A 22,156-nucleotide genomic window follows, 5' to 3' on the forward strand; every position below is an offset into this window, starting at 1 on the left:
CGTCGTCTTGGGGGGACATTCAGGATCGTGTCGCGGAAGAGCGATAGGTGTTTGCCGGAGAGAAGAACATTCTTTCCGACAGGTTTCCTTTGCCAACGCGCATGGTTTTGAGACCGGTCTCGGATAGGGGTATCCGGGAAGCGGTTGTCCGATTGGCCCGTGCTTTCATGCCGGATCGGTCGGTCTGTCCATATATCCCGTGCCGCCGTTTGTGTGCCTGTGTCCTTGGGGTGTGAGGTTCCCATGGATGAAGGGCGTGCAACACGGATGGTGCATCACAATCGGGCCGGGTTGGCCGAAACTGCGACTTTGTGAGGGTGTCGCAGGGCCAGCCGTATTGCGGTTCGCGTTGTGAAAAGACGACCCGAGGCGCAAGAGCCGTGGGAGTTGCGGGCAGCCGCAGGTCCTGATGTCGGAGCAAGAACCGGCATGGATAAAAACGATAATGGGTCGAATAGAGAAAATGAAAAACGAGACGTGGGGACGTGTTAAGGAACAACTTCGTGAATCTGTCGGGCGCAGCAATTACGCGAACTGGATCGAGCCGCTGGAGCTGAGAAAGGTCGACAATGGGGTCGCCGTGTTTTCCGTGCCGACGAGCTTCATGGCAAACTGGGTGTCCCGCAATTTCGCCGACACCATCCTGACCCATCTGAAGGCCGCGAATGCGCCTGCGTCGCGTGTCGAGTTCAAGGTCGAGGCGCATCAGAGCCAGCCAGTCACGTCTGTGGCGGAGACCGCGCCGGTTGCCGCGGAACCGGCCCCGGCGGGCGTATCAGACGTGCCTGCCGCAGAGCTTCCGGGCGCGCCGCTCGACCCGCGTTTCACCTTCGACAATTTCGTCGTCGGCAAGCCGAACGAACTGGCCCATGCCGCCGCGCGTCGTGTGGCCGAAGGCGGTCCGGTGACCTTCAACCCGCTGTTTCTCTATGGCGGCGTTGGGCTTGGCAAAACCCACCTGATGCACGCCATCGCCCATGAGATCCGGGTGCGCGATCCGAAGTTGCGTGTGCTCTATCTCTCTGCCGAACAGTTCATGTACCGCTTCGTTCAGGCGCTGCGGGACCGTCAGATGATCGATTTCAAACAGATCTTCCGCTCCGTCGATGTTCTCATGGTCGATGACGTGCAATTCATCGCCGGCAAGGACAGCACGCAGGAGGAGTTCTTCCATACGTTCAACGCGCTGGTGGATCAGAACAAGCAGATCATCATCTCCGCCGACCGCGCGCCGGGCGAGATTCAGGGCCTTGAGGACCGGATCAAATCGCGTCTGCAATGCGGTCTCGTCGTCGATCTGCACCCGACCGATTACGAACTGCGTCTCGGCATCTTGCAGACCAAGGCCGAAGGCTATCGCGCCCAATACCCCGATCTGAAATTCGCCGACGGGGTGCTGGAATTCCTCGCGCATCGCATTTCGACCAACGTGCGGGTGCTCGAAGGGGCCTTGATGCGCCTCTTCGCCTTCGCCTCGCTCGTGGGGCGCGAAATCACGCTGGACCTGACGCAGGAATGTCTGTCCGATATCCTCAAGGCCTCCGAGCGCAAGGTCACCGTGGAAGAGATTCAGCGCAAGGTCTCCGAACATTACGCCATTCGTCTCTCCGACATGATCGGACCGAAGCGGGTACGCTCCATTGCACGGCCGCGTCAGGTCGCCATGTATCTGGCAAAACATATGACAACGCGGTCTCTGCCGGAGATCGGACGTCGCTTCGGCGGTCGAGACCACACCACCGTCATGCACGGGGTGCGCCGGATCGAGGAGCTCAAGGCCACAGACAGCCAGATCGCCGACGATCTGGAAATGCTGCGCCGCACGCTCGAGGCGTAAGGCCCAACCTGAGTCAAATGCGCTGCACCGCCGTGACAATCGTCACCGGCGGTGCCTGCGTCTCTTGACCTTCGGAACCGGACACAACACAGTCTGGGCAAACAAACTATTGCGCCCGGCGATGGATCGTTTACCTTCATCGCCCCGGGCTTTGAAACACGCGAGGGTGGTATGAAAATCAGCATCGAACGCGGCACGCTTTTGAAAGCGGTCGGTCAGGCGCAATCCGTGGTCGAGCGCCGCAACACGATCCCGATCCTCGCCAATGTGCTGATCGAGGCCGAGGGCGACACCGTGTCCTTCCGCGCCACCGATCTCGACATCGAGGTGGTGGACAAATGCGCCGCCATGGTCGAACGCGCAGGCGCGACTACGGTCTCCGCCGTGACGCTGCACGAGATCGTGCGCAAGCTGCCGGATGGCGCCATGGTTCAGCTCACCGACGACAGCACGACGGGCCGTCTGACGGTTGAAGCCGGGCGGTCGAACTTCTCGCTCGCGACGCTTCCGAAAGAGGACTTCCCGGTGATGGCCTCCGCCGAATACGACAGCAATTTCGCCGTCCCCGCGCCGGTGCTGCGTCGTCTGTTCGACAAATCGAAATTCGCGATCTCGACCGAGGAAACCCGCTATTACCTGAACGGTGTCTACATGCATGTGGCCGATAGCGAAAACGGTCGTGCGCTGCGCTGTGTCGCGACCGACGGTCACCGGCTGGCCCGCATCGACGCGACCCTGCCGCCCGAAGCCGCCGATATGCCCGGCGTGATCGTGCCGCGCAAAACCGTGGGTGAACTGCGCAAGCTTCTGGACGATGACGACATGACGATCGCCGTCTCCGTCTCCGAGGCGAAAGTGCGTTTTGCGACGCCCGAGATCACCCTGACCTCGAAGGTCATCGACGGCACCTTCCCGGATTATTCCCGCGTCATCCCCGTGGGCAACACCCGCAAGCTCGAAGTGGACGCCGCCGAATTCGCCAAGGCCGTAGACCGTGTGGCCACCGTGTCTTCCGAACGCTCGCGTGCGGTGAAGCTGACGCTGGAAGACGACAAGCTGACGCTTTCCGTCAACGCGCCGGACAGCGGTGCCGCCGAGGAAGAGCTGGCCGTCGCCTATAATGACGAGCGTCTGGAAATCGGGTTCAACGCCAAATACCTGTTGGAAATTGCCTCTCAGGTGGATCGTGAAAACGCCGTCTTCCTGTTCAACTCCTCGGGCGATCCGACCCTGATGCGCGAAGGCAATGACACCTCCGCCGTCTATGTCGTCATGCCGATGCGGGTGTGAGTATTTTTCCAGCAAAGGAAACGAGTGAGGCGCGATGGGCGGCCTGTTCATAGAAGAGCTGAGCCTGTCGCATTTCCGCTCCCACAAGGCCGCGCGTCTCGAATTGGACGGGCGGCCTGTTGCCATTTGGGGGCCGAATGGCGCGGGCAAGACGAATATTCTCGAAGCGGTGTCTTTGTTGTCTCCGGGGCGGGGGCTGCGGCGCGCCAGTCCCGATGAGATTGCGCGCAAGCCCGAAGGTTTCGGTTGGAAGATCCGCGCAGATCTGCACTCTCTGCATCAGTTTCACGAGGTTGAAACCTGGGCCGAACCGGGCAATTCGCGCAATGTGAGGATCGACGGCAAGGCGGCGGCGCAGGTGGCGCTGGGGCGGATTGCGCGCGTCGTCTGGCTTATTCCGGCGATGGACCGGCTTTGGATCGAAGGGGCCGAAGGGCGGCGGCGGTTTCTGGACCGGATGGTGATGTCTTTCGAGCCGCGTCATGCCGAGGCGGTTCTGGCCTATGAAAAGGCGATGCGGGAGCGCAATCGTCTGCTTAAGGACATGGTGCGGGATGCCCATTGGTATGGGGCGTTGGAGGCGCAGATGGCGGAGCATGGCGCTGCGATCATGGCGCATCGGATTGCGACTCTGACACGATTGGCCGAGGCGCAGGACGGGGCGGAAACTGCATTTCCCGCCGCGGAACTCAGTCTGAAAGCCTCCGACGACATGGACCTGCCCGCAGAAACAGAGGCGCTTCTTGTGGCATTTCGCGAGGGACGCTCCCGTGATTTGGCGGCGGGGCGCACACTGATCGGCCCGCATCGTGCCGATTTGGGGGCGGTCTATACGGCCAAAGGTGTGCCTGCGGATCAATGCTCGACGGGCGAGCAAAAGGCGCTTTTGATTTCGCTCATCCTTGCAAATGGCCGCGCATTGGCGGAAGACTTCGGAGCTGCGCCGATCTTTTTGCTGGACGAGGTCGCGGCCCATCTCGATGCCTCCCGCCGCGCGGCGCTCTATGACGAAATTTGCGCTTTGGGGGCACAGGCCTTTATGACCGGGACGGGCCCCGAATTGTTCGCCGAACTCGGGACGCGGGCGATGCAGATCGAAGTGCGGGAGGACGCGGGTCTGTCCCTGATTGAGGAAAGGGTGAGCTGATGACGCCGCAACGTGTGACCCTGATCACCCTTGGCGTGGATGACATGACACGCGCCCGCGCCTTTTACGAAGCACTTGGCTGGCAGAGGCATCCAAGCTCGCAAGATGCGGTGACGTTTTATCAGGCGAACGGGCTTGTGCTTGGCCTCTTTGGGCGTGCGGATTTGGCCGCGGATCAGGCCCGCCCCGATGTGCCGCTCGGCACCGGGGCGATGACGCTGGCGCAGAATTTTCCGTCGGAAGCGGAAGTCGACGCGGCTTTCACTTTGGCTGAGGCGGCGGGTGCGACCGTGTTGAAACGCCCTGAAAAGGTGTTTTGGGGTGGATATTCCGGCTATTACGCCGACCCGGACGGGCATGTCTGGGAGCTGGCTTACAATCCGTTCTGGCCCCTGAATGAGGACGGCAGTCTGATCTTGCCAGACATTGAGAAAGACCCCGAATGACCATTACCCCCGGCGATCTCGGGCTTTACGCCTTCGCGCTTTTGATCCTCTTCCTGACGCCCGGTCCCGTCTGGCTCGCCATGCTGGCACGCTCGCTTTCGGGCGGGTTCCGTGCCGCATGGCCCCTTGCGCTTGGCGTGGTGATCGGTGATTTCCTCTGGTCGCTTCTGGCCATTTTGGGCGTGAGTTGGATCATTTCGGAATTCGCAAGCTTCCTTACCGTCATGCGCTGGATCGCCGTGGTGATGTTCATCGCCATGGGGGCCTTGCTGATCCGCCACGCCGACAAACAGATCGCCGCCGACAGCCGTCTGACGCGCCCCGGCATGTGGGCCGGGTTCGTCGCCGGACTGATCTGTATCCTCGGCAATCCTAAAGCGATCCTGTTCTACATGGGCTTTCTGCCCGGCTTCTTCGATCTCGGGACGCTGACCACCCCAGACATCGCCGCGATCTGTACGATCTCCGCTGTTATCCCGCTGGTCGGCAACCTGATCCTCGGGGCGTCCGTCGGTGCCGTCCGCAAGATCATGACCTCGCCCAAGGCGCTCAGACGGATGAATATCTCCGCGGGTAGCCTGCTGATTTTCGTCGGCTTGATCCTGCCCTTCGTCTGATCGCGAAAACCCGCCTTGCGCCATGCTTTTTCCGTGTCAATTGCGTGACAACCGGGACCCGCTCGCGTATAAAATAAGCAGGAAATAACAAGGATTTTCGAATGTCCGATAACACGCAGCAGCCTTCCGAGTACGGCGCAGATTCCATCAAGGTTCTCAAAGGCTTGGAGGCCGTCCGCAAACGTCCCGGCATGTATATCGGGGATACGGACGATGGTTCCGGCCTGCATCACATGGTCTATGAGGTCGTGGACAACGGCATCGACGAGGCGCTGGCCGGTCACGCCGATTTTGTTTCGGTGAAAATCCACAAGGACAGCTCGATTTCCGTGCGCGACAACGGCCGGGGCATTCCGACCGATCTGCACGCCGAAGAGGGGGTGTCTGCCGCCGAGGTCATCATGACCCAGCTCCATGCGGGCGGCAAATTCGACAGCAATTCCTACAAGGTTTCCGGCGGTCTTCACGGCGTGGGTGTGTCGGTTGTGAACGCGCTGTCCGAATGGCTTGAGCTTAAAATCTGGCGCAAGGGCAAGGTGCATCAGGCGCGCTTTGTCAAAGGCGAAACCTCCGAGCATCTCAAGGTGATCGGCGAGGCGGGCGACGAGACTGGCACCGAGGTGCGCTTCCTCGCCTCCGCCAAAACCAACGACCCGGAAGGGACGTTTTCCAACCTCGAATACTCGTTCGAGACGTTGGAAAAGCGTCTGCGTGAGCTGGCTTTCCTGAACTCCGGTGTGCGGATCATCCTCGAAGACGAACGCCCGGCCGAGCCGCTCAAGACCGAGCTGCATTACGATGGCGGCGTGAAGGAATTCGTCAAATATCTCGACCGGCACAAGACGGCGATGATCCCCGATCCGATCTTCGTTTCCGGTGAACGCGACGACATCGGCGTCGAGGTCGCGATGTGGTGGAACGACAGCTACCATGAAAACGTCCTGCCCTTTACCAACAACATCCCGCAACGCGATGGCGGCACGCACCTTGCGGGCTTCCGTGGTGCGCTGACCCGGACGATCACGAAATACGCGCAGGAAAGCGGCATCGCCAAAAAGGAAAAGATCAACTTCACCGGTGATGATGCGCGCGAAGGTCTGACCTGTGTGCTCTCCGTGAAAGTGCCCGATCCGAAATTCTCGTCCCAGACCAAGGACAAGCTTGTGTCCTCCGAGGTGCGGCCTGCGGTCGAAAACCTTGTCGGTGAAAAGCTCACCGAATGGTTCGACGAGAACCCGGCAGAGGCCAAGATGATCGTCGGCAAGATCATCGAAGCGGCGATGGCCCGCGAGGCTGCGCGCAAGGCCCGCGAGTTGACCCGCCGCAAATCGGCGCTCGATGTGAATTTCCTCTCCGGCAAGCTCAAGGATTGTTCCGAAAAAGACCCGAGCCTGACCGAAGTTTTCCTCGTCGAGGGGGATTCCGCCGGTGGTTCTGCCCAGACGGGCCGGGATCGTCGGACGCAGGCGATCCTGCCGCTTCGGGGGAAAATTCTCAACGTCGAGCGCGCCCGGTTCGACCGGATGCTGTCGTCTCAGGAGATCGGCAACCTCGTGATGGCGCTCGGTACCGGCATCGGCCGAGACGAGTTCAATCTCGACAAGCTGCGCTACCACAAGATCGTCATCATGACCGATGCTGACGTCGATGGTGCGCACATCCGGACGCTGCTTTTGACCTTCTTCTTCCGCCAGATGCCGGAGCTGATCGAGGCGGGGCATCTCTTTATCGCCCAGCCGCCGCTCTATAAGGTTTCGCGTGGTAAGTCCGAAGTCTACCTGAAAGATCAGGCGGCGCTTGAGGACCACCTGATCCATCAGGGTGTTGAAGGCGCGGTTCTGCGGCTCAAAAACGGTGAAGAAATTGCCGGAACCGATCTTGAACGGGTGGTCGAAGGAGCGCGCAGCTTCAAGCGCGTGCTGGAGATTTTCCCGACCCATTACCCGCGCCATATTCTCGAACAGGCGGCTTTGGCCGGCGCGTTCGAACCGGGGCGGGTCGACGCCGATCTTGTGGGCACGGCGGAGATGGTGGCGAAACGTCTCGATATGATCGCGCTCGAATACGAGCGTGGCTGGACGGGCCGCCCGACGCAGGATGTCGGCATTCGTCTCACCCGCGTGCTGCGCGGGGTGGAAGAGGTCCGGACTCTCGATGGTGCGATCCTGCGCGGTGCCGAAGCGCGCCGTATCAATCAGGAAGTCGCCGCCACCGAAGGCCATTACAAAGATCCGTCGAAACTCGTGCGGAAGGATCGCGAGACGTTGATCCACGGGCCGATCGACCTTCTGGACGCCATTCTGGAAGAGGGCGAAAAAGGCCTGTCGCTGCAACGCTATAAGGGGCTCGGCGAGATGAACCCGGATCAGCTTTGGGAAACCACACTGGACCCGGAGGCCCGCACGCTGTTGCAGGTGAAGATCGAAGACTTCCAGGAAGCCGACGACATTTTCACCAAGCTGATGGGCGATGTCGTTGAGCCGCGCCGCGAGTTCATTCAGGACAACGCGCTCAACGTCGCGAACCTCGACGCATAAGAGCTCGGGACGAAACGCGATCAGGACGGCCCCCGTATCTCGGTGCGGGGGTCATTCGTCCTCTTGTGACCCGAGGATGTCGTGATGAAGCGCAATGGCATCCTCAAGGTCCTCGAAATAATGCAGTTGCCCCTCATGCAGCACCGCGCCGGAGGTGCAGAAGAGCCGCAGCTGTGACACCGAATGTGTGACCACGATCGCGCCCGCGTGTTTCATGCGTTCCTGAAAGTAATGTCGGCTTTTCACCTTGAAACTGGCGTCGCCCACCGCCGTGACCTCGTCCACAAGATAGGTGTCGAAGGGAATTCCGATGGAGATCGCAAAGGCGAGCCGCGCACGCATTCCGGAGGAATAATGCCGCACCGCCATATGGAAATGTCCGCCGAGCTCGGAAAATTCCTTGGTGAAATGTAAAAGCGACTCCGTATCGACGCCATAAGCGCGCGCCACGAACCTTGTGTTCTGCGCCCCCGTCAGGTTGCGGTGAAACGATCCGGCAAAGCCCACGGGCCACGAAATGCTGCCGGTCGTCTGAATCTCGCCACTGTCCGGGCTGGTCTTGCCGCCGATCATCTTCAGCAGGGTGGATTTTCCGGCTCCGTTACGCCCCAGAAGCCCGATCGAGGTCTTGCCCGGCAGCGTCAGGTTCACCCGATCCAGAATCACCTTTTTGCCATCGGGTGTGGCGAAGGATTTGCTGACATCGACAAAGCGGATCATGGTTCAGCGACGGTCCCTGAGCGAATAATAGATCAACAAGAGGATCGCCCAGCCGAGGAACAGAAACAGCCCGACGAGCAGGAGAATCATGCCGCGCGCCGGATACATCGAGCGTTCCGCAAGCGTCGGCGTGATGAAGGTCGCCAGATACCGCGTCGTGCGCCGCGCCTCGCCCAGAGCCAGGTCATGGGCGCTGCGGGCGGCGGTATAGGCCATCTGGGCGAATTCATAATCGACCGAAAGCTTCTCGAACTCGGACACTTTCGCCGCGTAATTGTCCCCGTCGGCACTTTCGCCAGAGAACTTGTTGCGCTCCTCCGCGATCCGTTTGCGTGTCACGTCGATGCGCCTGCGCGTCTGTTCGAGCCGGGGATCGTTGGGCTGGGCGGTGATGGCCAGCAGGTCGTAATCGATCAGGGCAGTGGCGAGCTGCGATTGTAGCTTGTTCAAAAGCCCCATCTGACCTTCGATGTCCTTGGTGGGATCGACGATCTGGTTGGTGACCCGGAAATCCGTCAATTCCTGCCGCGCCTGCCGAAGCCGGGTTTCGGCGCGTTCGAGATCTTCCTCCGTGTAGCGTGTCGCATCGGCGCGCGCGGTGGCGGAGATGTCGTTGATGACGGCCTGACTCTCAACGAGGATCGCCTGAGCGATCCGATGTGCATCCTCCGGGCGAAACGCGTTGACCCGAATGATCATCAGGCCCGAGCCGCTGTCGTAAGACAGGTGCAGCATGCGCTTCCAATAGTCTGTCAGATCTTCGATCGTGCCATCGGTGTCAAAGGCGAAAAACGGATCACTGTCCTGATGGATGGAAAACAGCGCCCGCAGGTCGATCTTGTCGTCGATGTTCTGGACGATGTCCTGACTTTGGATGAACTCGTAGAGAATATCGCTGTCATGTCCGCCGGAACTCCCGAGCGTGCGCGTCAGGCCGCCGAAGAAATCCGACGCGCTGCTGTTTTCCTCGCTGCGCACCGTGAAGGCAACGGTCGAGGCATATTGATCCTCGGCCACGCCAAACAGATAAAAGACGCTGAACAGAAAGGGCATCAGCACAAGCGAGATGAAGGTATAGGCCACGATCCGGTGCCGCCGCTTCGGGCGCGCCGGTTTTGCATGTGGCAAGACGGGACTTTGAGGCTGGGAGCGCTTTTTCTCCGGGGTGGGAGAGCTGCCTGACGGTGCCATGTCTTTCATGTTTCGACCCGTTTTCATCTCAAGAAGCTTCGTGGCAAGCTGTTCAGTGTCATGACCGTTTCTGGGGTGCCGGAGCGGCCCGCTCAGGGACTGTGAAGTGCATCGCATTTCCCACGTCGTCCCCGGAGCCCGTCGCGCAAACCGCGCCAAAGCAGGCGATAATAGGTCTTTCGCTCCACTGCCTCACAGGTCAGCCCACGCTTCGACCAGATCGCGACATAGTAGAGAAGGGCGAGGGGAAAGATCACCGGCCCGGCGGAGCGTCGTGCGATCTCCACACCGTTGCGGCAGTGATAATAAATCTTCCAGAGCGGGCGATAGACGAAGTCGCCGCCGAAGGTCGCGATGTCATGGGTAAAACGAACCCCCGGCATCACAAGGATACGCCATCCGGCTTTCCGTAATCTGAGGCTGTAGAGCACATCGTCACCATAGATGAACAGCCCGGCTTCGGGCGGACCGATCTCTTCGGCTGTTTTGCGGCGCAGGAAAAAGCCTACGAAAGAGGAAAAATCCGCGTCTTTCGGCGTAGCCGCCGGGGTGAGGACGCTGTCCGCAAAGTGAAATCCCTGCCGGTTGCCGTGAAAAACCGCGCGCAGAAACGCGGGCAGCTGCCAGAACGGATTCACCCCCTGCCGGTTCATCTCGCAAATCTCGCCGGAAACCGTCTCCACCACGCCCCCGACCGCTCCGACCCGCGCGGGAAGGTCGGGCGCCAGCGCTGTGAACCGATCAATCGCACCCGCCTGTGGCCAGGAGTCGTCGTCGAACAGACACAGCCAGTCGCAGTCGGCAAGCCCCCCTTCGGTCATCGCCTGCACGCCTTGGCTGAACCCACCGGCGCCGCCGGTGTTCTTCTCGAGGTGCAGACAGATCAGCCGCGGATCGTTCAGCGCCTCAAGCCGCAGTCGCGTGTCATCCGTCGAGGCATTGTTCACCACCAGCACCCGGTCGAACGGTTCGGCCAGAACCCGTTCGAGACTCCGCATCAGGCTGTCGCACCGATTGTAGGTGGTGAGGATCGCCGCCACCCGCATCAGATCGCCGCCGTCGCGAAGGCCAGCAGGCGGCTGCCCTGTGTCTGCCCCAGAAGGAACCGTTCCGCCGTGTCCATCGCCGCGCGGACGGAGACATCCATATCGAGATAGCGATAGGTCCCCAGCCGCCCGAGGAAGGTCACGCCCGGCACCGTCTTTGTCAGATCGACATACTGGCGCAACATGTCCTGCTCCTTGGCAAGCCGGATCGGATAGAAGGGAATGTCATCGGGTCCCGCGGCGCGCGAATACTCGCGAAACAGCACGCTTTTCTCATGCGTCTCCCAGGGCGCGAAATGCTTGTGCTCGGTGATCCGGGTCCAGGGGACATCCGCGTCGCAGTAATTCATCACCGCGCAGCCCTGCACATCGCCCTCGCCATAGACCCGCTCGAAATCGAGGGTGCGATAGCCAAGCCGGCCCAGCCGATACTCGAAGAACCGATCAATCGGTCCGGTCCAGAAGACATGGTCCCATATGCCCGCCTCCGAGGGGCTGAACGCGGTGTTCAAAACGACCTCGATGTTCGGATGATCCAGCATGGCCTCGATCAGTGCGGTATAACCGTCCCGTGGCATGCCCTCATACTGATGGGAGAAATACCGGCAGTTGTAATCGAACCGCAGCGGCATGCGTTTGAGGATCGAGGCCGGAAGATGCGCCGGATCGCAGCCCCATTGCTTGCGCGTGTAACCCTCGAAAAACATACGGTAAATCTCTTCGCCCATCAGGGCGAGCGCCTGGTCCTCGAAATTCTCCGGAGTCTCGATCGCATGGGCCAGATCGCGCAGATGCGCCTCGGCCTCGGCCGGGGAGAAATCGCGTTTGAAAAGCTGGTTGATCGTGCCGAGATTGATCGGCAGGGAATAGGTATGTCCGCCCGCATTGGCCACGACCGTGTGGCGATAGGTTTCGAACCGGGTGAAGCGGTTGACGAAATCCCAGACCGCACCGTCGTTGGTGTGAAAGATATGCGGCCCGTATTCATGCACCATCACGCCGGTCTGCGTATCCCGGGCGGTGTGGCAATTGCCCGCCACGTGATCGCGGCTTTCGAACACCGTGATGCGATACCCGGCCTCCGCCAGAATCCGCGCGACGGTTGCACCGGAAAAGCCTGCACCCGCGATCGCAATCCCGGTGCTCTTGCAGACGTCCATCCTCATTCTCGATATCCTTGCTGGCATTTTCTTTGGCTCAGCAAGGTATGGCATCTGTATCCTTAATATTTCCTTATTCAGATGGCTGGTGCGGGATAAGTGTGATCTCTTCGAGGAACGGCGACAGGACCTCGTCCCTGCGCAGGTCGGGCTGCGACAGAAGCCGTATTTTCACCTCCTCCCAAAGCGCATGTTCCGGGATCGCACGGCAGCGTCCAAGCGCGTCGAGATCGGGGAAGAACGCCTGACGTCCGGTGACTTCGGACAACCAGTCATGGATCGGCACGAACACCCGCAGCATTTTGGCGCGGGCCACGGGGCCGAACATTTCGACCTCTTTCGCGGGCGGCAAGGCATCGTTCAAAGCGATTTTTGAGACGATCGTGCGAAACCGTCGCGCGTCTTCGCGCGAAAGCTGGATATTCGCCCGTCTGATAAATTCGATCATGGCCGGATGCACGCTTGTGTTGAGCCGCCGCGAGGCCTGCCAGGGCGGCGGGGTCTTAAGACCGGCCAGCTTGAAAAAGTTTTTGACGCTGCCGCCCTGCGCCAGCACCTCGTCGTAACTCTGGATCGTGAACCGCGCTTCCGGCAGGGCGGTCATCCATGGCTCCAGCATCAGCCGGTAATCGAAATGCACCCCCTTCTGGTAATGCCGCGGCACCGTGTCCGCCAGCGGCTTGAGGATGGTTCCGAACTTGAGCCGCTGACCGTACCAGGAGACGAGATAATCGTCGACGCGCCGGAGCGAGGCGATCACATGAATATCGTCGATCTGGGGAAACATCGCGACCAGTTCCCGGATCAGGTCGGTCCCCCGCGCGCCGAAATTCGAGAACACCTCCGCCGCAAGCACCACCGCCTTGGGGCGAAACGCCTCGATCTGCGCAGCGATGGTGCGGGCGATCTCTTCTTTGTCTGGCAAAGGCATGTGGATGTCCGGGACGCCATCCGGCGACCACATGCGAAAGGCCAGCGCATTATGGCCTTCGCGATAATTCAGCGGGATCGGCCAGGTGCGGCGCTCCATCGTTCCGATCCGCCCGGAGGCAAACCCCGCCAACATCGCAAGCCCGCTGCTTTCGACCGCCGGATAGAGGACATCCTGACGCAAAAGCGCCCGGCAGTTCCGCGCAAGAGCGGCCTGCAGAGCGGTGGAGCCAGCCTTGTGATGGCCGATGAAGAGGATCAGTTTCATCTGTAGTGTTCACCGGGAACTCGCCGTATAGTTGTTCGTACCGTGCCGCCTGTCACATGGCAACCGGCTTGCAAGACCTGGGCTTCGCACGATTTATTCGAAAAAGTGCCGATCCGCGCGGTTTCATTAAGACAATTTAACAACTTTTCCGGGTATTCGGGTCGAGCAACTTGGTCGAACAGATTGGATTTCTGGTGGACAAAACCGTTGACCCCCTTCGCTTTCAGGCCCTGAGGAACATTTTTGCCCTCATGATGCGCGAAATGTCCTCGACCTTCGGGCGCTCTCCGGGCGGCTATTTCTGGGCCATCGCCGAACCCGTGGGCATCATCGTGATGCTGGCCATAGGGTTCTCTCTGGTTGTGCGCGCACCGGCGCTCGGCAACAATTTCATCCTGTTCTACGCCACCGGCTATCTGCCCTATTCGCTCTTTGCGACTTTGGCGCGGGTGATCATGCACGGTCTCGGCTATTCGCGCCCGCTTCTGGCCTATCCGCGCGTCTCTTGGATCGAGGCCCTGTTTGCCCGGCTGTTCCTGCACAGCCTGACCAATTTCGCGGTCTCCTTCATCGTCCTCGGCGCCATCCTGATGTTAGAGGACACGCGGATCGAGCTCGATTTCATGCCGATCCTGAACGGCTATGCGATGCTCGTTCTCACCGGCTTTGCGCTCGGTATGATGAACTGTTTTCTCATGGGGCTCTTCCCGGTCTGGGAAAACATCTGGACCATCGTGAACCGCCCGCTGTTTCTGGCCTCCGGCATTTTTTTCCTGTTCGACGATCTGCCCAAGGCGGCCCAGTCGATCCTCTGGTTCAACCCCATCCTCCATGCCATCGGTGAAATCCGTCGCGGTTTCTACGCCACCTACGATCCCGCTTATATCAGCCCTGCCTATGTCTATGGCCTCGCCCTGACGCTTCTGGCCTTCGCGCTTTTGCTGTTGAAATGCCACTACCGGTGGATTCTCGAAGAATGACGGGTGAGGGCGCGCCGGTTTTCCCCCTGCGTCTGCGGGACTGCTCTCCAATGCGAGATGGCGACCAAGTTGCCTTCGATCGCTGGGAGGACCTGTTCAACCTGAGCCTCTGGAGCGCGGCCACGCATCTCGCGCATCCCCGTCTCGTCCTGCGAGGCACCGGACGAGTGCAGCTCAAACTCTGGCGGCAGAGCGACGAGGGCGACCCATCTCCCGTTCTCGACGCAGAGCACGATTTGCCGCTCATCCTGCCCTTGCCGGAGGGAGCGGAGAGCGGGATTTTCTGGCCCGAGATTACCGCACGCGGGCCGGTGTCGCTCGACAGTCTCGGCTGGTCCGCCGATCCGCCGTCCCGCGCCATTCGCATCGCTTTGGTGATCACGACCTATCGGCGGGAGGCAGAGGTCCGCACCGCCGTTGCCAAACTTCTGCCGAGCTTGCAAAGAGATCTGCCGCCCGGCGCGGCCCATCTCGTGGTGGTCGACAACGGGCGCAGCCTGACGCTTCCCACCGCCCCCGAACTCACCCGTCTGGACAACCCCAATCTCGGCGGATCGGGCGGTTTTGCCCGTGGGCTTGCCTTCGCCCAAGACGGCGGGTTTACCCACGCGCTGTTCATGGATGACGACGCCGCGACCACGCCGGAGGCGCTGATCCGCCCCCATGCCTTTCTGTCGCGCGCGCGCGACGACAGGGCCGCCGTGCTCGGTGCCATGCTGACCGACACGGAGCCGCCCCGCGTGTTCGAATACGGTGCCGCGTTCGACGGTTTGTGTCGCCCCCTGTGTCACGGTCTCGATCCCTCCTCGCGCACCGACGCCTTGCAAATGGAACGCGACGCCCACGCGCCCCTGCCCGAAAATCATTATGGCGGCTGGTGGTTCTTCGCCTTCCCGCTCGCCCCCCTGCGCCATTGGCCCTTCCCCTTCTTCGTGCGCGGCGACGATTCCGGGTTTTCCCTGTCCAACCCGTTCACGCTCTGGCGCATCGCCGGGGTGGCCTCCGTGCAGGAGGGGTTCGATCTGAAATCCAGCCCGCTGACCCGCTATCTCGATTTCCGCTATCACCTGATCCACGGGCTGGTCTTCGACAGCCTGCGCCTGTCCCGGTTCAAAGCGCTGTCGGTCGCCCTGCGGCTGATCGTGCGCAACATCCTCATCCTGCATTACGACAGCGCCGAAGCCGAGCTTCTCGCCTGGGCGGAGGTGCTCTCCGGCCCAAAGTCCTTTGCAACCGATCCGACCGCGCAAAAGGGCCGGGCGGCTGTCGCGGAACTCCTCTCCACCGAGCGCTGGTGGCCGACCCCGATGCAACCGGTGAGCCCCCTCTCGCTGTCCGATCCGCATTGGCGGCGCAAATGGATCAAACTGACCCTGAACGGCCATCTCGTACCGTTCTGGGCGACATGGATGCCAGACCGGGTCATCGACCGCAGCACCCGAGGCGATATGCGGAGCTATTTCTTTGCCCGTCAGGTCGTCGTCCAAGATGAGACGCGCGGCACAGCGATGGTGCTCCGCCACGACAAGCGCCGGGCCTTTCGGATCGGTCGTCGCGCGGCGGCCCTGTCGCTGCGCTGGCTCCTGAGCCATTCGAAACTCCGCAAATCCTTCAAAACCGGCTATGACAAGATGACCACGCGCGCCTTTTGGGACGCGCAATTCATCCGGGAGGATTTGTGAGACGGGTTCGAACAGCACTGCGGGAGCGTCTGATCCGCCTCCGCGCGACACGGCGGGGCGTGTCTCTGTCGCCTTGTCAGGTGCTGGACCTCCTACCGCTCCGCAATGCCCATGGTCCTGTGACCTCCCGTCCGATGGCCGACGGGATGCAGTTCCACATCGACCCAAAAGGGCAAGTCGAGGGAGAATGGACCAGCGAAGCCGGGCAGCGGTTTCATTTCGCGGCGCGGGTGATCGCCCCGGTCGATTGGGTCGCGCTTCATATCGACCTGCCACGTTTCGAGAAGATGTCGGAAATGTCGCATCTCGCCGTGATCCTGCGCGCGGCCAGTGCGGCGCCGCTGCGCCTCGAACTGGCGATCCGCAGCTACACCGCAGAGGGGTTTCAGGACAGTTTTCTGTTCCCGGAGCTTCACCTCACCCCGGGCGGCGTGGACCATTGCGCCACGCTCGCGCTGGCTCAGGCTCCGGATTTCCCGAGACAGGCCGATCAACGCGAGCTTGTGATCTTCTGCCCGACCGAAGGGGAGATGGAGATCGCGTTCGACACGCTGAAGGTGCTGAGCCTGTGAAGCTCGATCTGGCTCTGGTGATCCCGGTCCATGACGACCTTCCGGGGCTCACGCGCCTCGTCGGCGAGGCCCGGCAAAGCGGGTTGTTTCGCCAGATCATCGTCGTCGATGACGCCTCCCCCCTGCCGGTGCCTGCGATGGAGGGGGTCACGCTTTGCCGCCTGCCCGACAATCGCGGTGCCGGGGCGGCACGCAACGCCGGGCTGGATCTGGTGGATTGCACCCATGTGCTGTTCTTCGATGCCGACGACACGCTCCTGCCGGAGCTTTCCCGTCTCACAGAACACCTCGCCGAAACCCCGAATTTCGACCTGTGCCAGTTCAAATACGCCCAGAGCAGCGAGCTGCGCCACGGCCATTGGGGGCAGCCGGATTATGACGAGGCCGTCTGGGCCGAAGCGGGGCTAAGCCTTGCACGTCACAAGGTCCTGTCGCCCGCCCAGCGTCACTTGATCGCGCAAACCGCCAATTACCCGTGGAACAAGATTTGCCGGACGGAGTTTCTGCGCGCAGAAGGCATCCGCTTCATGGAGATCCCGCTGCACAACGATCTCGCCTTTCATTGGCGCGTGTTGAGCCGGGCGAAGACCGTGATCGCCAGCGACCGGATGTGCGCCTATCACCGTGTCCACACGGGCCGTGCGCATCTGACCAATCGTCGCGGACACGAGCGGCTCTGCGTGTTCGACGCGCTCGACACGGTGCGCCGCGAACTGGCCTCGCTTGCCCCGGACTGGCACACGGCTTTCGCGGCTTTCGCCTCCGGTCTCGTCACCTGGGCGCGTCAGGGGCTCGACGAGGCCTCTCTCGACCGGTTCGACAGGCTCTCAGAGCAATTCTTTGAAAACATGAAAGAAACAGGATCTCCCCCCGGCCACGTCCGATAAATTTTGATGCGATTTTCGGCCAAATTGAAAACAGGGGCCGCAAAAACGCCGCTTTCGCGCAAATGAAAAGCAACCTCGTTTCGAGACACTTATACCCGGGTATAAGGGGGTGTGAACCGTGGTCTCGATCCAACACATATCGACACAGCATGTCGCGTATGAAGAGTATTTCTCGCATACATCCGACATCGAGGTCGTGACGGTCGATGGCCGGATATTCGTTCTGACGGTCGGGCAATATGACGGCGGCGCATCGGCTTGGGAGCTTCAATCCGGCTCTCTCGTCAAGGTCGACGCTCTGACGCTCTCGACCGGGGTGACGGCCGGGGCCGAGGGCGATCTGACCGCGCTCAACACCGCTGCGCAGGATTACATCCTCACCGGCGGCGGTGTCTCCGGGGCCTTTCGTCTGATCACCGCGAACGGTACGGACATCTTCGGAACCTCCACCTCCCTCGGGACGGTTACGGCCTTCTCCGGCGATCTCTATGGCACAAGCACGATCCAGCTCGACACCGGAAAAATCCTCGTTCTGGGTGCCATCGCAGGCGAGGCGCAGATCGGGGTGCTCCAGATCGATACGGTGCAAAAGACCATTTCCGCGGCTGGAACTATGTCTTACGGCAGCAATGTGGACAACGATGCCATCGGCGCCTCCCTCGTGACCGAGATCGACGGGCACAGCTATTTCGTCGCCGCAACCCAAAGCAGCAACACGCTTCAGGTCTGGGAAATCGACACGGCGACCGGGACCCTTACTGCCCGTGCCTCCATGGATGCCGATCAGCTGTTCTGGGCCACGACCCCAAGCTCCATGGTCGCGGTCGAGATCGGGGGGGTGCAATATCTCGTCGTCGGCGCTTATGACTCCTCCTCGATCCATGTCGTTCAGATGGCCGAAGACGGCTCCCTGACCATGATCGATCAGGTCATCTCCGACAGCGTGACCCATGTCGGCAATGTCACCGCCGTGGCGACGATCGCCTATCAGGGCGACACCTATCTCGCGGTCGGCGGCAATCAGGGCGGCGTCGCGCTCTATCTCATGTTGCCCGACGGCACGCTGACCTGCGTGTCGCATATCTACGACAGCGCGGCGATGTCCCTTCAGAATATCTCCGATATTGCGCTCTACGCGGACGCCGACGGCATCGACATCTTCGTCAGTTCCTCAAGCGAATACGGTCTGACCCATCTTTATGTCGATATGTCCGCAGAAAACGGCCTCATCGCCGGATCGGGCGCGGCGGAGGCCCTCACCGGCACAAGTCTGAACGATATCATCTACGATGGTGCCGGAAGCGATGAGCTTCAAGGCGGTTCAGGCGCCGATCTCTTCGTCCTCGCTGCGGATGGTGAAACGGACGTCATCCGCGATTTCCGCCTCGGCACCGACCGGATCGACCTGTCGCATTGGGAAGGGCTCAACAGTCTCGATCAGCTCAGTTTCGTGACCATCCCCTCGGGCATTCGCATTCACTATGGCGATGAGGAACTGATCCTCTATTCGCATGACGGATACGATCTCTATGCCTCCGACTTCTCCTATGAAGATCTTTTCACCCTGGATCGCGTCGATCTCGAAGGCGGGGAAAATCAGGCGGCGTTTCAGCTTTACGGCACGGTGGGAAACGACACGATTTTCGGCACGGAATTTGTGGACATCATCTTCTCCGACAGTGGCAACGACCAGATCTTCGGTCTTGGAGGCAACGATGAGATCTATGCCGGAAGCGGCGATGATGTCATCGACGCAGGCGACGGGGACGATATCATCTATGGCGAAGACGGTGCGGATACGATTTACGGCGGGCTTGGGCAGGACACGATCTATGGCGGCGGCGGCAACGACACACTCGACGGCGGCCGGGAGCGCGACATCATCTACGGCGGCGACGGCGACGACGTGATCTACGGTTTCACCTCGCACGACCGGCTTTACGGCGAGGATGGCAACGACAAGCTCTACGGCTCGAACGGGCTCGATTACATGAAGGGCGGCGCGGGCAATGACTACATGTCGGGGGGCCGTGACGCAGATTCGATGTTCGGCGGCGACGGCAACGACCAGTTGCGGGGCGGTTCCGGCGAGGACAAGCTGCGCGGCGAGGGCGGCAACGATCTTCTGTACGGTCAGGACGGCAAGGACACGTTCATCTTTTCCGACGATTTCGGGCGCGACACGATCTACGATTTCGACATCGCGGAGGGTGAGATCATCGACCTGAGCGAGGTGTCCGAGATCACGTCCTGGGAGGATCTGGTGACAAACCAGCTGACGGAAACGCCGGGCGGTTCGGCGCAGATTTACCTCGACGAAAACAACATCATCACCATCTCCGGCATCGGGACGGAGCAGCTCACCTCCGACATGTTCGTGTTCTGAGGCCCCTATCCCGGTTAGGCGTAGGCCCGCGCGCCGGGGCGCCCGTCACAGATGAAGTTCGTCTTGCCGTTCAGGTAATCTTCATCCCGAATCTTCCATGTGTGCTGCGCCATGTCCGCATAGCGCATGTGGACGAAGTTGAAGATGTTGGTCGACAGGATCGGCAGATCCCGCTCCTGCAACATGTTCAGAAACGCCGTGTCCGTGCCCTGCCTTTGCGGGGTAAAGCTTAGCCCCTCCGTCTTCTTGCGGTCCCAGATCAACGTGCCGCCATGCACCAGATTGGTCATCTGGTTGTCCCGCCCCGGAAAGCGCAGATAGGTTTTGTCGCACTGTTGCAGATAGGTGAAATAGCTATTCTTGCCGACCAGCGCGGTTCGTGGCGCGTAGTCGAACCCGAGGAGCGAGTCGAATATGTAATTCGGCCCATAGAGATCGTCGTCATCCCATTTTGCGAACGTGTCCCCCTCGGCGATCTGCATCGCATCGTTCAGCGCATGCGCCAGGAATTTCTCCTCGGAGGTGCGAATGATCTTCAGATTGCGCACCCCGTGCAGCGCACGCGCGACCTGCTCTTCGGCCATGTCGTCCCGGTGCATGACGAAGATCGTTTCGGTGTCGGCATAGGTCTGCGCCCGGATCTGCCGCCCGACGTCCTCGAGAAACTGCGGACGTTTCGAACTGCACAGGATCGAGACCTTGCGCGCCGGTTTGGCGACGAAGGGCTTGCCGATTTTCTCCGACATCTCCTGAAGCCGGTGCCGATAGGTGTGCTTGCTGTGGATCAGCCGCACCCCTTTCGTGGCAAGCGCGCCGCGGTAAAGCGCGTCGCCCAGAAGCCGGTCGATCATGTCGCCGGCCTCCTGCTCCGTCGAGGGCATGAGCACCAGATCGCCGAACACCTTTTCCATCGCGGGAGAATAGGACGACATCACCGGCGCGCCGCAGCCCATGATCTCGAACACCCGCCGCGCCAGCATGGTGTCCGAGCCTTCCACGGAATTCACGTTCACGAAAGCGTCGTAGGTCTTGTAGACACGTTCGACCAGTTCCGGATAAGGCAAGCCTCCCCGCAGCGCAGGCTGGAATTTCGCGGGAAAAATCAGGTCGGGGTTCTCCTTTTCGTCACTGAACCGGTCGTAAATATCCAAAACTCCACGTTCCTGCGCCGGGCTCAGCAACAGGTCGAGCCACTCCGCCCGCTTCGGATATTTGACCCCCCGCCAACTCCCGGTGAAGGCCACGCGGTTCTGCCTCTCTTCGCTGCGGACCGGGTTGTGCAACGAGGATTGCGCCGCGAACATCATGACATGGGCATGCCCCCGTCCGACACGGGCCTCATAGGCCGGAACACAGCCGACATCGGTGGTGAACACATGATCGAACTGACGGGCGGTGTCGATGAACGTGTCGAAATTGACCGGGTCTTCCTTGTTCCAGAACAGTGTGGGAATGCCGTCCCCCTTGCAGGCCTCGATCAGATCGCTCAGCTCGCGCCCCCATTTCTCCGGCTTGGTCATGGCATAATTCCACGCGCCGTCATTGCCGCGCCAGGCGGATTCGGCAAAAAAGGCGAAAGCGTCGCGGTTGTCCCGGAAGTCCTCCTGCCAGGTCTTCTTGCCGATCCGCACGCTTCGGGTGTCCGGCGCAAGGCATTCGGCGGTGAATTCATCCGTCACCGTGATCAGTTTCGGCAGGGCCTCCCGCTCTTCCGGGCTGAGATGCGCATGCGGCCGGAACGGGGCGACATGTCCGAGCGCCAGAAGTCCGCGCGGGGCAGGGACGCATCCCGCATCCCGCTGCACCTTGAGACGGGCAAACCCGTTCTTCGCCTCCCAGCCGACAAGACCGATCCGCAAGCGCGCGGCCCGGTCCGGGGCGATCAGATCCTGTGCAAAGCAAACGGGCTGATCCTGTTGCAACACATAGGCCTGAGCCGATTGCTGTTTCGCGAGCCATGCAAGATTGTCGGAAGGATCGAATTTCAGCGCGCTGCCCGAACGCGTCACGAACTGCACGGTAAAAAGCGCAACTTTCTGAGCATTGGGAGTGACGGTCTTGAGCCAAAGGCGCCCCTCGATGCACACCCTTTCCCCGGGTTTGACCGAGATCTCGATCCAATCCGTTTCTCCCCCGAGGTTCACATAGCTGACCGGAGCAGAGGCATAGCGTGGGCGTGGGATTGGGACCGCCCTGTCTGCCGTTCGGCTTGCCAAAATGGCACGTGCCTCCCGCATCAGTCGCAAAGGAAGAGCCAGAATGCCGCGAAAACTGCTCAGGGACCGCGCCATCGTATGGCCGATGCGAAAGGAACTGGACTGTGCGATCTCGTGATAGGCCCGCTCCCAGTCCATGCGCCGCTGTTGCTCTTTCGCGAGCTGCTTGACGAGTTCCTTGAGATCGGTGCCCTTCGCGGCGGTGTCTTGGGGGGTCTTGGCCATCATGGAATGTCCCGTGCCT

17 protein-coding genes are annotated in these 22,156 nt (G+C 60.9%); 11 read left to right on the forward strand and 6 right to left on the reverse strand.

All coding sequences use genetic code 11. The annotated features are described in order from the left end of the window. Positions 1-463: 463 nt before the first annotated feature. The 6 genes from dnaA (at position 464) to gyrB (ending at position 7,874) form a co-directional block, all read left to right on the forward strand. Positions 464-1,837 (forward strand): chromosomal replication initiator protein DnaA, encoded by a 1,374-nt coding sequence (dnaA, locus tag V1471_RS15010; protein WP_434289820.1) that lies wholly within the window; start codon positions 464-466, stop codon positions 1,835-1,837. A 171-nt stretch (positions 1,838-2,008) separates the two neighbouring features. Beyond that, a complete protein-coding gene (gene dnaN, locus V1471_RS15015) occupies positions 2,009-3,127 on the forward strand; it encodes a DNA polymerase III subunit beta (RefSeq protein ID WP_066703074.1) in 1,119 nt (372 codons plus the stop codon). A 34-nt stretch (positions 3,128-3,161) separates the two neighbouring features. Further along, positions 3,162-4,274, forward strand: coding sequence for a DNA replication/repair protein RecF (recF, locus tag V1471_RS15020; RefSeq protein WP_434289821.1), 1,113 nt, complete (start codon positions 3,162-3,164; stop codon positions 4,272-4,274). Further along, positions 4,274-4,720 (forward strand): VOC family protein, encoded by a 447-nt coding sequence (locus tag V1471_RS15025; RefSeq protein ID WP_434289822.1) that lies wholly within the window; start codon positions 4,274-4,276, stop codon positions 4,718-4,720. The genes recF and V1471_RS15025 overlap by 1 nt, the downstream gene beginning before the upstream one ends. After that, positions 4,717-5,337 carry a LysE family translocator gene (locus V1471_RS15030; RefSeq protein WP_434289823.1) on the forward strand — a complete coding sequence of 207 codons (621 nt, stop codon included), beginning with the start codon at positions 4,717-4,719 and terminating at the stop codon, positions 5,335-5,337. Before V1471_RS15025 ends, V1471_RS15030 begins: the two co-directional genes overlap by 4 nt. 101 nt (positions 5,338-5,438) lie before the next feature. Further along, the gene (gyrB, locus tag V1471_RS15035; protein ID WP_434289824.1) at positions 5,439-7,874 is read left to right on the forward strand and encodes a DNA topoisomerase (ATP-hydrolyzing) subunit B; all 2,436 of its coding nucleotides are present in this window, start codon (positions 5,439-5,441) and stop codon (positions 7,872-7,874) included. Positions 7,875-7,925: 51 nt separating this feature from the next. On the opposite strand, the gene V1471_RS15040 is transcribed toward gyrB, so the two are convergent. The 5 genes from V1471_RS15040 to V1471_RS15060 form a co-directional block, all read right to left on the reverse strand. Continuing rightward, positions 7,926-8,594, reverse strand: coding sequence for an ABC transporter ATP-binding protein (locus tag V1471_RS15040; protein WP_434289825.1), 669 nt, complete (start codon positions 8,592-8,594; stop codon positions 7,926-7,928). A gap of 3 nt (positions 8,595-8,597) precedes the next feature. After that, positions 8,598-9,722 (reverse strand): sugar transporter, encoded by a 1,125-nt coding sequence (locus tag V1471_RS15045; RefSeq protein WP_434289826.1) that lies wholly within the window; start codon positions 9,720-9,722, stop codon positions 8,598-8,600. Between the two features lie 155 nt (positions 9,723-9,877). Beyond that, complete coding sequence (locus tag V1471_RS15050; RefSeq protein ID WP_434289827.1) at positions 9,878-10,831, reverse strand: glycosyltransferase; 954 nt, start codon at positions 10,829-10,831, stop codon at positions 9,878-9,880. Further along, positions 10,831-11,997, reverse strand: coding sequence for a UDP-galactopyranose/dTDP-fucopyranose mutase family protein (locus tag V1471_RS15055; RefSeq protein ID WP_434289828.1), 1,167 nt, complete (start codon positions 11,995-11,997; stop codon positions 10,831-10,833). Before V1471_RS15055 ends, V1471_RS15050 begins: the two co-directional genes overlap by 1 nt. Positions 11,998-12,064: 67 nt before the next feature. Continuing rightward, the gene (locus V1471_RS15060) at positions 12,065-13,189 is read right to left on the reverse strand and encodes a hypothetical protein (protein ID WP_434289829.1); all 1,125 of its coding nucleotides are present in this window, start codon (positions 13,187-13,189) and stop codon (positions 12,065-12,067) included. A gap of 194 nt (positions 13,190-13,383) precedes the next feature. On the opposite strand from V1471_RS15060, the gene V1471_RS15065 reads away from it, so the two are divergent. The 5 genes from V1471_RS15065 (at position 13,384) to V1471_RS15085 (ending at position 19,696) form a co-directional block, all read left to right on the forward strand. Further along, positions 13,384-14,169 (forward strand): ABC transporter permease, encoded by a 786-nt coding sequence (locus V1471_RS15065; protein WP_434289830.1) that lies wholly within the window; start codon positions 13,384-13,386, stop codon positions 14,167-14,169. Between the two features lie 50 nt (positions 14,170-14,219). Further along, on the forward strand, positions 14,220-15,851 hold the full coding sequence (locus tag V1471_RS15070; protein ID WP_434289831.1) for a glycosyl transferase: 1,632 nt from the start codon (positions 14,220-14,222) through the stop codon (positions 15,849-15,851). Then, a complete protein-coding gene (locus V1471_RS15075; protein WP_434289832.1) occupies positions 15,848-16,423 on the forward strand; it encodes a hypothetical protein in 576 nt (191 codons plus the stop codon). Before V1471_RS15070 ends, V1471_RS15075 begins: the two co-directional genes overlap by 4 nt. Continuing rightward, positions 16,420-17,310, forward strand: coding sequence for a glycosyltransferase family 2 protein (locus V1471_RS15080; protein ID WP_434289833.1), 891 nt, complete (start codon positions 16,420-16,422; stop codon positions 17,308-17,310). The genes V1471_RS15075 and V1471_RS15080 overlap by 4 nt, the downstream gene beginning before the upstream one ends. 118 nt (positions 17,311-17,428) lie before the next feature. Then, positions 17,429-19,696 (forward strand): hypothetical protein, encoded by a 2,268-nt coding sequence (locus V1471_RS15085; RefSeq protein ID WP_434289834.1) that lies wholly within the window; start codon positions 17,429-17,431, stop codon positions 19,694-19,696. 14 nt (positions 19,697-19,710) lie between these two features. Here the strand turns inward: V1471_RS15085 and V1471_RS15090 are convergent, their stop codons facing one another. After that, positions 19,711-22,137: a glycosyltransferase family protein gene (locus V1471_RS15090; RefSeq protein WP_434289835.1), complete on the reverse strand. Its 2,427-nt coding sequence runs from the start codon at positions 22,135-22,137 to the stop codon at positions 19,711-19,713. Positions 22,138-22,156: the final 19 nt, after the last annotated feature.

The organism is Celeribacter sp. SCSIO 80788, assembly GCF_051054295.1.
Lineage (GTDB): Bacteria > Pseudomonadota > Alphaproteobacteria > Rhodobacterales > Rhodobacteraceae > Celeribacter.

Bases quoted from the DNA above. Each gene is read 5' to 3' on its own strand.
- dnaA (WP_434289820.1), top strand. From the start codon at position 464: ATGAAAAACGAGACGTGGGGACGTGTTAAGGAACAACTTCGTGAATCT.
- dnaN (WP_066703074.1), top strand. From the start codon at position 2,009: ATGAAAATCAGCATCGAACGCGGCACGCTTTTGAAAGCGGTCGGTCAG.
- recF (WP_434289821.1), top strand. From the start codon at position 3,162: ATGGGCGGCCTGTTCATAGAAGAGCTGAGCCTGTCGCATTTCCGCTCC.
- V1471_RS15025 (WP_434289822.1), top strand. From the start codon at position 4,274: ATGACGCCGCAACGTGTGACCCTGATCACCCTTGGCGTGGATGACATG.
- V1471_RS15030 (WP_434289823.1), top strand. From the start codon at position 4,717: ATGACCATTACCCCCGGCGATCTCGGGCTTTACGCCTTCGCGCTTTTG.
- gyrB (WP_434289824.1), top strand. From the start codon at position 5,439: ATGTCCGATAACACGCAGCAGCCTTCCGAGTACGGCGCAGATTCCATC.
- V1471_RS15040 (WP_434289825.1), bottom strand. From the start codon at position 8,594: ATGATCCGCTTTGTCGATGTCAGCAAATCCTTCGCCACACCCGATGGC.
- V1471_RS15050 (WP_434289827.1), bottom strand. From the start codon at position 10,831: ATGCGGGTGGCGGCGATCCTCACCACCTACAATCGGTGCGACAGCCTG.
- V1471_RS15055 (WP_434289828.1), bottom strand. From the start codon at position 11,997: ATGAGGATGGACGTCTGCAAGAGCACCGGGATTGCGATCGCGGGTGCA.
- V1471_RS15060 (WP_434289829.1), bottom strand. From the start codon at position 13,189: ATGAAACTGATCCTCTTCATCGGCCATCACAAGGCTGGCTCCACCGCT.
- V1471_RS15070 (WP_434289831.1), top strand. From the start codon at position 14,220: ATGCGAGATGGCGACCAAGTTGCCTTCGATCGCTGGGAGGACCTGTTC.
- V1471_RS15090 (WP_434289835.1), bottom strand. From the start codon at position 22,137: ATGGCCAAGACCCCCCAAGACACCGCCGCGAAGGGCACCGATCTCAAG.